The sequence below is a fragment of the Desulfobacter vibrioformis DSM 8776 genome (genome assembly GCF_000745975.1).
Taxonomy (GTDB): domain Bacteria; phylum Desulfobacterota; class Desulfobacteria; order Desulfobacterales; family Desulfobacteraceae; genus Desulfobacter; species Desulfobacter vibrioformis.
In genome coordinates, this window is record NZ_JQKJ01000026.1 from 40,450 (window position 1) to 50,537 (window position 10,088).

The 10,088-nt window shown below is 49.1% G+C and carries 13 protein-coding genes; 12 read left to right on the forward strand and 1 reads right to left on the reverse strand.

The window, feature by feature from the left end:
• Positions 1–128 precede the first annotated feature (128 nt).
• From Q366_RS15190 to msrB, 6 genes are all read left to right on the forward strand, one after another.
• Positions 129–551 (forward strand): DarG family dialkylresorcinol biosynthesis protein, encoded by a 423-nt coding sequence (locus tag Q366_RS15190; protein ID WP_035240527.1) that lies wholly within the window; start codon positions 129–131, stop codon positions 549–551.
• A gap of 10 nt (positions 552–561) precedes the next feature.
• The gene (gene darH, locus Q366_RS15195; RefSeq protein ID WP_035240528.1) at positions 562–1,575 is read left to right on the forward strand and encodes a BtrH-related acyltransferase DarH; all 1,014 of its coding nucleotides are present in this window, start codon (positions 562–564) and stop codon (positions 1,573–1,575) included.
• Positions 1,565–2,326: an ABC transporter ATP-binding protein gene (locus Q366_RS15200; RefSeq protein WP_035240529.1), complete on the forward strand. Its 762-nt coding sequence runs from the start codon at positions 1,565–1,567 to the stop codon at positions 2,324–2,326. Before darH ends, Q366_RS15200 begins: the two co-directional genes overlap by 11 nt.
• A complete protein-coding gene (locus tag Q366_RS15205; protein ID WP_035240530.1) occupies positions 2,326–3,549 on the forward strand; it encodes an ABC transporter permease in 1,224 nt (407 codons plus the stop codon). Before Q366_RS15200 ends, Q366_RS15205 begins: the two co-directional genes overlap by 1 nt.
• An 11-nt stretch (positions 3,550–3,560) precedes the next feature.
• Positions 3,561–3,818, forward strand: coding sequence for a phosphopantetheine-binding protein (locus Q366_RS15210; RefSeq protein ID WP_035240531.1), 258 nt, complete (start codon positions 3,561–3,563; stop codon positions 3,816–3,818).
• Between the two features lie 218 nt (positions 3,819–4,036).
• The gene (gene msrB, locus Q366_RS15215) at positions 4,037–5,071 is read left to right on the forward strand and encodes a peptide-methionine (R)-S-oxide reductase MsrB (RefSeq protein ID WP_281175499.1); all 1,035 of its coding nucleotides are present in this window, start codon (positions 4,037–4,039) and stop codon (positions 5,069–5,071) included.
• 23 nt (positions 5,072–5,094) lie between these two features.
• Here the strand turns inward: msrB and Q366_RS15220 are convergent, their stop codons facing one another.
• On the reverse strand, positions 5,095–6,387 hold the full coding sequence (locus tag Q366_RS15220; protein ID WP_035240533.1) for an MFS transporter: 1,293 nt from the start codon (positions 6,385–6,387) through the stop codon (positions 5,095–5,097).
• Between the two features lie 228 nt (positions 6,388–6,615).
• On the opposite strand from Q366_RS15220, the gene Q366_RS15225 reads away from it, so the two are divergent.
• The 6 genes from Q366_RS15225 to tnpA all read left to right on the forward strand — a co-directional run.
• The gene (locus tag Q366_RS15225; RefSeq protein WP_035240534.1) at positions 6,616–7,407 is read left to right on the forward strand and encodes an alpha/beta fold hydrolase; all 792 of its coding nucleotides are present in this window, start codon (positions 6,616–6,618) and stop codon (positions 7,405–7,407) included.
• Between the two features lie 77 nt (positions 7,408–7,484).
• Entirely contained in the window at positions 7,485–8,114 is a 630-nt protein-coding gene (locus Q366_RS15230; protein WP_035240535.1) for a TIGR00725 family protein, read from the forward strand.
• Positions 8,115–8,439: 325 nt separating this feature from the next.
• Positions 8,440–8,664 (forward strand): AbrB/MazE/SpoVT family DNA-binding domain-containing protein, encoded by a 225-nt coding sequence (locus Q366_RS15235; RefSeq protein ID WP_035240536.1) that lies wholly within the window; start codon positions 8,440–8,442, stop codon positions 8,662–8,664.
• Positions 8,661–9,065, forward strand: a complete 405-nt coding sequence (locus Q366_RS15240) for a type II toxin-antitoxin system VapC family toxin (protein WP_035240537.1) — start codon at positions 8,661–8,663, stop codon at positions 9,063–9,065. Before Q366_RS15235 ends, Q366_RS15240 begins: the two co-directional genes overlap by 4 nt.
• Positions 9,066–9,371: 306 nt before the next feature.
• Positions 9,372–9,836, forward strand: a complete 465-nt coding sequence (locus Q366_RS21350) for a hypothetical protein (protein WP_035240538.1) — start codon at positions 9,372–9,374, stop codon at positions 9,834–9,836.
• A 19-nt stretch (positions 9,837–9,855) separates the two neighbouring features.
• Positions 9,856–10,088 (forward strand): IS66 family insertion sequence element accessory protein TnpA (tnpA, locus tag Q366_RS21355; RefSeq protein ID WP_035240539.1); only part of this gene is annotated, 233 nt, incomplete at its 3' end.

Genomic DNA, 10,088 nt, shown 5'->3' on the forward strand with positions numbered 1-10,088 from the left:
TAAGGCAGGCCAATGGAAGCACATTGTAAAATTAGGCTTGTTTTTAACGATAAATTCAGTGTAAGTCCTATGCAAACTTTGAACACACTATTTTTTAACCCCTTTTTTAACACAAGTTTTTATCTGTGATGGAAATTAAAGACGTCCCCCAAGACCCTGGTATTTTAGACGATTATGGCCGTGAAATATGCTATGCCGTAGACCAGAACGGCAATTACAATCTGGTGCAGAGTATTGGCTGGTATCCCAAAAATATAGCAAACAGACAGGCATGGCAGGCCATTGAAAAAAAAATAAATAAGGCCCGTGAAGATATCCTTGGCGGAAAGCTCAGTCCCATTGGGTTTTATATGGCGTGCAACCAGATGGATATCAGGCTTCTTGCCCAGTATATGGGATTGTATTGCTGGCAGGTCAGACGGCATCTCAAGCCTGCGGTATTCAAAAGAATCAAAAAAAATGTACTGGACAAGTACGCGGCATTATTCAATGTATCCGTGGATGAATTAACATCGCTGCCGGACAAACTGACCAGGGATTGCCATATATAAATATAAAAAAATGATAATTGATTTTAAACATACCCAGTCTGCCCATTGCGAATGCGGGGTCACAGCAAACCTGATCAATCATGCCGTAAAAGAAAGTGACCCGCAGCTTTCAGAAGCCCTGGCATTTGGCATCGGCCAGGGCATCTTTTTCGGATACCTGCCGTTTATCAAGGTCAATGAACTGCCGCTGACAACCTTTCGGTGCCCGGTGGGCAAAATATTCAAAAGCGTGACCCGGTCTTTGGGTATTGACGTCAAATGGCAGAAGTTTTCAAGCGTCCCCAAAGCCATGGATGCCCTGGACATGGAACTTGACAAGGGGCATCCCGTGGGATGCCGGACCGGCGGGTACTGGCTCCCGTATTTTCCCCCGGCACTGAGATTTCATTTTAACATGCACAATATCGTAGTGATCGGCAAACAGGGGGATAACTATATCATCAGTGATCCGGTTTTTCCGTCGGTGGTAGAGTGCCCGGCAAAGGACCTGGCCCTTGCCCGGTTTGCAAAGGGGGCACTTGCACCCAAGGGAAGCATGTACCGGATTACCCGGGTACCTGGAAAAATTGATCTTAAACCGGCCATATTGTCCGGGATCAAAGGTGCGGCAAAAAGCATGGTGAAAACGCCTGTGCCGTTTCTGGGCACCCGGGGGATCCGTTTCCTGGGAAAATGTGTTGAAAAGTGGCCTGAAAAATTCGGCCAGGAGAAAACCATACTCCTTTTGGGTCAGCTCATACGGATGCAGGAGGAGATCGGTACAGGCGGCGGCGGCTTTCGCTTCATGTATTCGGCCTTTCTCCAGCAGGCTGCCGGGATATTGGATGACCCGCGGCTCACCCCCATGGCCGAACAGATGACAGCTTCCGGAGATCTGTGGCGCAGATTTGCCGTCAAGGCCGCAAGGCATTGCAAAGGCAGGGCAACCCAGGACGACTCGGTACATGCCATGCGTCAGGTGCTTAATGCCTGCGCGGATATCGAAACCCGCACCTTTAAGGAACTTTTATCCATTGCCGGCTGATAATGATCAATCGGTTCTTGAGGTCAGTGGATTGGGAAAACGCTATCCAGGCGGCAGCAAAGATGTCTTGAACGACCTGAATTTAAGGGTTGAAAAAGGCGAGATTTTCGGATTGCTGGGGTCCAACGGTGCGGGGAAAACCACAACCATCTCAATTTTGTCCACCTTGATAAAACCCACCCGGGGCAGCGTGCGGATCTGCGGGGTGGACGCCTTGAAACATCCCGTTAAAGTCAGGCGCCTTATCAGCCTGATCCCCCAGGAAATCGCTTTGTTCCCCAAACTCACCGGACGGGAAAACATGCGCTACTTCGGCACGTTATACGGCCTTAAAAAAAAAGCGCTGGGTTTGAAAATTTCTGAAACCCTGGCATTGTTTGACCTTGATGATTTTGCCGATGAGCTGGCAGGCAAATGTTCCGGCGGCATCCAGCGCAGGTTTAATATTGCCTGCGGGATTCTGCACGATCCGGCACTGATTTTTCTGGATGAACCCACCGTGGGAATGGATGTTCCCTCCCGCAACGCATTGCTCGCCCGGATTCAGCAGTTAAGCCTTAAGGGCAGCACCCTTATCTATACCACCCATTACATGGAAGAGGCCGAAAAAATCTGTTCACGGGTCCTGATCATGGACAAGGGCATCTGCCTTGCCCAAGGTGCCACCAGAGATCTGATCAGCGGCAATGACAAATGCCGTGATCTTAATGAGCTGTTTTTGACTGCCACAGGAAAAGAGACTAATTGTTAATGGGACTTTTGGCTGCCACATTAAAAAAAGAACTGCTTTTGCTCATCCGGGACCGGGTGGGGCTGGTGCTGTTGTTTGTCATGCCTGCCGTGCTGGTGACCATTGTCTGTCTTGTGCAGGAAAAAGTGCTGAACCCCACCACCCATGTTCTGGTCCTTGATAACGATAAAAATGAGATCGGGAAAATTATTTTTAAAGGCTTAAAAGCGTCGGACAATATTATTGCCGTAAACGGGAAAGATATCGGCTGTGACACCGAGGCCGCTGCAAAATCCCTTGTGAATAAAGGCCAGTACCAGTTCAGCATTATCATTCCCCGGGGCAGCACCCGCTTTGCTTTTGACAAGGCCCGGCAGTTTGCCCTGGGACAAACTGATCCCTCAGGCACAGACAGCAGACAGATCACCGTATATTTCGATCCTTCGGTCCAGGGGGGCTTTCGGGCTGCGGTGTTAAGTTCAATCTCAAAGGTGCTTTTATGTCTGGAGTATGAGATCAAACTGCGACAGGCACTTTTATTGACGGACAGGCTCCCGGATACGTCACCGCCTGCCCCGTGGTTTGACATCAAAGAGGCCTGGGCAACGGAATTCGGATTCATTAAAATGCCCACATCGGTTCAGCAGAATGTGCCGGCCTGGGCCTTATTCGGCATCTTTTTCATCTGTGTGCCCATTGCCGGCAGCATGATCCAGGAGCGTGACAATAAAACCCTGGCCCGGCTCAAAACCATGCCTGTTCCGGGATTTATATTTATATTTGGAAAAATTGCCGCCTATATCTGTGTGTGCCTGATTCAGTTTTTCTTTGTTTTTTTCATCGGTAAATTTGTTTTCCCCCTGCTGGGCCTGCCCGCCTTTGTCATAGAGGGCCCATGGCTTGCCGTGCTTATTATTATTGCCGCATGTGCGGTGGCTGCTGCAAATTACGGCCTCATGCTGGGACAGGTTGCAGGCTCCTATGAACAGGCCTTTGTCATCGGTCCCACAACCATCGTGATTGCCGCAGCACTGGGCGGTATCATCGTTCCTGTTTATCTGATGCCGGAACCCATGCAGTTTATCAGTCACTTATCCCCCCTGGCATGGGCTTTGGACGCATTTTACGATATCCTTCTGAGGGGAAAACAGATCAAAGATGTTTTGCCCGAAGCAGGTTACCTGCTGGTGTTTGGATTTGCTGCGTCAGGCATTTCCCATATCTCTTTTAAATACAAAAAATAAGGTAAACCATAATGCTGGAAAAAGAGCTGTTAACAACCATTGTCGAACTCTGCAATGTCCAGGAAGATATTCCGGATGACTTTCCAATGGACGCCCCCCTGGTGGGACCGGACTCCCTGCTTGGACTGGATTCCCTGGACGCGGTTGAAATTGTTGTCATGGTCCAGGATGTCTATGGGCTTCGAATCGACACCCAGGACCAGGCCCGTGAAATTTTATCAACGATTAAAACCCTTGCCGGTTATATACGGGAAAGGGGGAATTTATAAGAAACGATTACTGCAACTTTAATAATATCACTTTATCGCGTTTTTGCCCCCTGCCCCTTTTTTGTGATTCATTCGTGATTATTTTCAATGGATAGGCAAGATCCCAGCAAAAAAGGAGATTCAACATGAAATACGTTTTTATCATAATCGTATCGTTGGTATCATTCATTTTGTTTTCCAATTCTGTACTCTTTTCCCAAAACCCGGAGGGTAAAAAAATGAAAACAGCTGAAAATAAGCACCTGGAAGTGGCCACATTTGCCGGCGGATGTTTCTGGTGCACCGAAACCGACTTTGAAAAAGTGCCCGGTGTTATCATGGTCACATCCGGATATACCGGCGGCCATGACATGCAGCCAGACTATTCTTCTGTGTCGTCGGGAACCACCGGCCATGCAGAAGCGATCCAGGTTCATTTTGATCCTGAAAAGGTCAGCTATGAACAGCTTTTAGATGTTTTCTGGCGCCATATCAATCCAACGGATGCCGGGGGGCAGTTTGTGGATCGGGGCAACCAGTACCGCGCTGAAATTTTTTATCACACCGCGTCCCAGAAAGCAAAAGCTCTAGCCTCCAGAAAGGCACTGGACGCTTCGGGCGTTTTCCAGAAACCGGTTGTGACATCAATTACCCAATTTAAAAAATTTTTTCCGGCCGAAGAATATCACCAGAATTACGCCAAGAAAAATCCCCTTCAGTACACGTATTATCGCCAGGGGGCCGGCCGTGACCAGTTTTTGAAAAAGACCTGGGCAAATGTGCCCGATTCGGCACCGGACCGCAACAAGGTATGTACACTTCAAAAAACACGGGGATGGTCTAAACCAGGGAACCCGGATATCAAAAAAAAACTGACCCCCCTTCAATATGATGTTACCCAGAACGCGGGTACAGAATCCCCATTCAATAATGAGTACTGGGATAACAAAAAAGAAGGTATTTATGTGGATATTGTATCCGGAGAGCCACTTTTCAGCTCTCTGGACAAATTCGATTCCGGGACCGGGTGGCCAAGCTTTACCACGCCTCTGGAACCGGATCATATTGTGGAAGAATCTGACCGGACTGCGTTCATGGCCCGGACCGAGGTCAAAAGCAGAAACGCCGGCTCCCATCTGGGTCACGTTTTTGATGATGGCCCGGCGCCCACAGGTCTTCGATACTGCATTAACTCAGCGGCACTTCGCTTTATCCCCAAAGAAGACCTTGAAAAGGAAGGCTATGCCCAATACACCGAGCTATTTGTGAAATAATTCGAAGCAGAGAGGGGACAAAACTAGTATTGCATGGGCATTCCAGGCTTGCTCACGGGAGGTTTTGCGACCAAGCACAAAAAACCGGCCATGAGGAGGAGAACAGTGAAGACTGAAAAAGGAATCCAGTAGTTATGGAAAAGGTCAAAACAGATCGCCGCCGAGACAGGGCCTGCTGCGTTTGCAGCCATCCGGAAAGGGCCGGCAATCCCCAGCACGGTCCCGGAAGATCTTCTGCCATAAAATTCCGTCCAAAGCAGAAATATTAATGGCAGAACGCCGCCCCGGATCGTTCCGTACACAACGGCAAAGATAAACATCCACACAGATTCTTTGACTGCCCAGAAAACTGAATAGAAGAGGATTCCGTTGGTGATCAGAACCCCTCCCATGAGTATTTTAACAGAGATCTTTTCTGCCAGAAAACCGAACAACACCCCGCCGAATGCGGCGCAAACCGATAAAACAGTGATGACCAGAACCGCCGTGGTTGGCGGCAATCCCTGGTCCGTCATAAACGGAAACAAATGAAAATTAGACCCGGCCCCAACCAGATAAATCACACACATGACAAACACCAGTTGCCAGAATGCCGTGGTGCGGACAGCGGTTTTTTGGGTCCACACCGGTTCATTTTCTATATTAAAGCGGGACCCCTGTTTTTTTTCATCCGGTCGTTCCGGGCCGGTCCCCAACTTTTTTTCCGGGGCTCTCCCATCCGGCAGCAATCCAATGTCTTCCGGTCTTCGTTTCAGAAAAATCAGACTTGGAAGCGCCGAAAATGCAAATACAATAATCCCCAATACAGCCCAGGCTGTCCGCCACCCATAGGAAATGATGATATGCTGTACCAGCAACGGGAGAAAAGCGATTCCGATGCGGCTGCCCAGCTGGGAAATCCCCATGGCCCTTCCCCGTTTTTCAATAAACCAGTTGGAGACACTAACCGTGACCACCAGAGCCAGCAGACCGGAAGCAATCATCCGGCCGGTTCCGAAAAACAGGTACAGCTGCCAGACTGATGATAGCTGTGAAAGTGCAATCAGGCCCGCACTTAAAATGGTAATTCCCCAGAATGCCGGTTTTCGCGGGCCATAGTGATCCAGGTAAGGACCAATCAGAGGGGACAGGAGTCCGCCGGCCAGGGACCCCACAGCGATGGAACCGGTGATGATGGAACGATTCCATCCGAACTCCTCGGCCATGGGTTTGAGGAAGATAGACAGCACATTCTGGAACACACCGGCCTGGGTAAACCCGATCAAAAAAGTCACGGCAACAATGGTCCAGCCATAAAAAATTTTTTTCTGGTGCATGAAACCGTGCTCCTGCTACACGTCGTAAATTGTCAGGTTGGAAATGCCCCATAATTGTTCTAATTGAAAAAGAACTTATTCACCGTGCAGTGCAATTGTCAATAATAATTACCTGGGGACAATGAAAACGGTCTTTTTTTGAGGGCTTGTTGTGCGCAAGGGGAGCTGGTAGGATGTGTCTGACGTGAGTGAGTATGGTTGATCTTAAATTTTATTCGGGAGGTTTATATGCAAACAAAACTTAATGGTATTCAACTGGCTTATGATGAAGCAGGGGATGGGCCCGCAGTATTGTTGATTCACGGATTTCCGCTTTGCCGTCAAATGTGGCGTCCCCAGACCCAGGCTTTGGCCGCTGCGGGTTTCCGGGCTGTGGTTCCCGATCTGAGGGGATTCGGGGAAAGTGAACCGGGCACCGAGGCCGGCTCAACGGATCTGTTGGCAGATGATCTGATTGCGCTGCTGGATCACCTCGGTATCGAGAAAGCCGTGGTCGGCGGCATGTCCATGGGCGGGTATGTGCTGCTCAACTTACTGGCCCGTTATCCGGAACGGGTTTCCGCTGCCTGTTTTATCGTCACCCGGGCTGACGCCGATGATGAAACCGCCCGGGGCAAGCGCAACCATCTGATTGCCGAGATTAAAGCCGGCCGGCCGGAGGCGGTGCCAAGCGCGTTTACCCCGCTTCTTTTTGCCGACCAGACGGTTGCTGCCCGTCCTGAGTTGGTGGAGGAGGTGCGCGGCTGGATGACGGCGACCTCGCCATCCGGTTTGATTTTGGGGTTAGAGACGATTCGGGATCGGGGCGATTCATCAACATTGCTGCCTGGGCTGAAGATCCCGGTATTGGTCATGGGTGCCCGCGGAGACAAGGCAATTCCGCCGGAAAAATCAACGGATCTGGCCGAACGGATTCCCGGGGCAAAACTCTGCATGCTGTCCGATGCCAGTCATATGGTCAACATTGAGCAACCCGAAGCATTTAATTCCGCGCTAGTTGATTTTTTACGTGACAACTAATGCCAGGACAAAGGGGACGCTGACCGCTTTGGTACGCGCGGCTGCCGGAGAGAGGTACAGTCACAGGAGGTATTCCCATGTCATTGGCTTTTGACTTAGAAAACAATCTTATTGATCTGCGCTCGGCCCGGATCTTTTCCCCGGAGAATCGGGCCTGGGAAGAACTTGACGCCATTGCGGCGGAACTTGCCCCGGTATCGGAAACAGATGCGGTCACCCGGCTGCAGCAGCAGGGCAGCCGGTGCCGGGTTCCGGTAGGGATTATAGGCGGCCGGAAGGCGTCGGAAGAGCAGCTTGCAGATGCGTTGGAATTGGGAACGCTCATCGCTCGGATGGGGCTGACCCTGATCTGCGGCGGGCGCCAGGGGGTGATGGAAGCCGCCTGCAAGGGGGCGGCAGAGGCTGGCGGAATCTGTGTGGGGCTGCTGCCCGATGAAAATCCAGGTACAGCCAACCCTTATGTCACCATCCCCCTGGCCACCGGGATCGGGGTGGCCAGAAACGCAATCCTGACACGGGCCGCTCTTTGCCTCGTGGCCGTGGGCGGGGGATACGGCACCCTTTCGGAGATTGCCTTTGGCCTTCAGTTTGAAAAAAAGGTACTCGGCCTCCCAGGGGCCCCCAACATTCCGGGTATGCTCCCCTGCCGCAGCCCGAAAGAGGCTGCCGCCAGAATAGCCCGGGTGGTCCTGAATCTGCCCCAATAGTATCTCCCGGCCCCGGTCCAGCCTGGGTACCCCCCTGAAACCGTATCCCCCTGGCTGGACCGGGTTAAATCTGATCCACGGCCAGGGGGGAATCAAATTAAATAGGGCATTAAGATGTTTTATTTCCAATAATCTTGATTTTTAATTTTATCCTCTGTATTTCCAATGCACCTGGATAACACTCATATTTTCAAGATATGCAGTTTAAAATTTGGATAATAAGCGGATATACAAAACCACACATCATATTGTTCGCTTCAAAAAATCGTTGCACGGATTAAAAAGTAATACTATATTGGTATTACACTATAAAAGGAGGTTTATTATGCGTGTAACCACAAAAGGTCAAGTCACTATCCCCAAGAATGTAAGGGAAATATTAGGTATTGTTCCAGAGACAGAAGTTGATTTTCATGAAGATAACGGAAGATTTTATCTGGTCAAAGCATCAAAAAACAAAACGACCTCTAAATTTTCGAAGTTAAGGGGGATTGCTACAGCTAAAATGTCTACAGACGAAATCATGAATATGACAAGAAAAATAAAATGAACGGAATTTTTATTGATTCGTGTGTGTTGCTTGATCTGTTTACGAATGATCCCAAATGGGGAAACTGGTCTGAAGACGTGTTAAGTCGCTATAGTCAAACGAATACATTATTTATAAATTCAATTGTGTATACCGAAATATCAATTGGTTTCAACCGTATTGAAGAAGTCGAGGAAGCTGTTGAACAAGTGGGTGTGAAAGTACTGGAAATTCCACGCGAAGCTCTGTTTTTGGCTGGAAAGACATTTCTTGAGTATCGAAGAAACAAGGGAACTAAAAGTTCAACCCTTCCGGATTTCTTTATTGGCGCACACGCTACAGTATCTTCATTTGACTTAGTCACAAGGGACATCGCAAAATATAGAACGTATTTCCCAAACATAAAACTTATTTGCCCATAATTTGCTTCAAGACGTGATCGCAAACACCAAGCGAACAAAACACTGGTCGTGCCCAGATAAATCCGAATCGTTGGAAAAAGGTGCCCCCCCCAGACCGCCAGAACGTGAGCGGTTCTTTGCAGGCTTTCTTCGGCGGCTGCGCCGCCGAGAATCGCGGTGCTGACTGCGTCCAGCACCTTGTTCCGGAGCCTCTGGCGCCAGAACAAGGTACTGGACCGGACACCGCACACCGATCAATCAAACTGCGTTTGCTTGATCGGCGCACGGCGCCGGTCAGCACCGCGATTAGCCAATTAGGAGTCCACGGTGCGCAAGGAATATGGAAAAATTCTGAGAAACCGCTTTTTAAGACGAATGAGAGATCTCGTTCCGGAGTTCGAAGAGGAGAAAGTTAAGTCAATTTATCTTGCGCCAGGGGAAAGAGCTTTCAGCAAATTAAATAATGATGGATCTAAATGTTGGGTGGTATTGTGTCCGAGTCAAAAGGACTATGATGAATTTACGATTTTGATCGGCTGGTCGGTATTTGGAAGATACCCAGAACTAAGTATGATCCCATCAAATATTTGGCCGTCGCAAGATAGAAGCGAGTTTGGTCAAGAAGAATACTTAACAAGGCTACCACAGCTTTGGACTGACCAAGATACATGGTGGGTTATTGAATCGTTTGAGCCTGCCCTTAGTGTGGAACAAAGTAAGCGCTCTATAAACCCCATCTTCCAGAGAGGTGTTTTTCATGAAATAGTGGGCCATCTTTTAACGAATAGATAAAAAGGATGCTTGCTCCAGTATGAAAAAAAATATCACCCCAATTAACGGCCAGGAGTCCCCGGCAATTCTTTGCGAATTTTACCAAGAACATTTGAATAATTGGAAAAATTCTGGTCTCAGTCAAGCTGAGTATTGTAGACAGAACGATTTGACCCGCCATCGTTTCGGATACTGGAAAAGGAAACTCTTTAAAAAGGAAGAAAAAATGAACTTTGCCCTTCTTCCAATAAACATCTCTGAGCCAAGTGCGTC

What these genes read in the sequence shown, in the direction of transcription:
- Q366_RS15190 (WP_035240527.1), top strand. Translation starts at nt 129, where the DNA reads ATGGAAATTAAAGACGTCCCCCAAGACCCTGGTATTTTAGACGATTAT.
- darH (WP_035240528.1), top strand. Translation starts at nt 562, where the DNA reads ATGATAATTGATTTTAAACATACCCAGTCTGCCCATTGCGAATGCGGG.
- Q366_RS15205 (WP_035240530.1), top strand. Translation starts at nt 2,326, where the DNA reads ATGGGACTTTTGGCTGCCACATTAAAAAAAGAACTGCTTTTGCTCATC.
- Q366_RS15210 (WP_035240531.1), top strand. Translation starts at nt 3,561, where the DNA reads ATGCTGGAAAAAGAGCTGTTAACAACCATTGTCGAACTCTGCAATGTC.
- msrB (WP_281175499.1), top strand. Translation starts at nt 4,037, where the DNA reads ATGAAAACAGCTGAAAATAAGCACCTGGAAGTGGCCACATTTGCCGGC.
- Q366_RS15220 (WP_035240533.1), bottom strand. Translation starts at nt 6,387, where the DNA reads ATGCACCAGAAAAAAATTTTTTATGGCTGGACCATTGTTGCCGTGACT.
- Q366_RS15225 (WP_035240534.1), top strand. Translation starts at nt 6,616, where the DNA reads ATGCAAACAAAACTTAATGGTATTCAACTGGCTTATGATGAAGCAGGG.
- Q366_RS15230 (WP_035240535.1), top strand. Translation starts at nt 7,485, where the DNA reads ATGTCATTGGCTTTTGACTTAGAAAACAATCTTATTGATCTGCGCTCG.
- Q366_RS15235 (WP_035240536.1), top strand. Translation starts at nt 8,440, where the DNA reads ATGCGTGTAACCACAAAAGGTCAAGTCACTATCCCCAAGAATGTAAGG.
- Q366_RS15240 (WP_035240537.1), top strand. Translation starts at nt 8,661, where the DNA reads ATGAACGGAATTTTTATTGATTCGTGTGTGTTGCTTGATCTGTTTACG.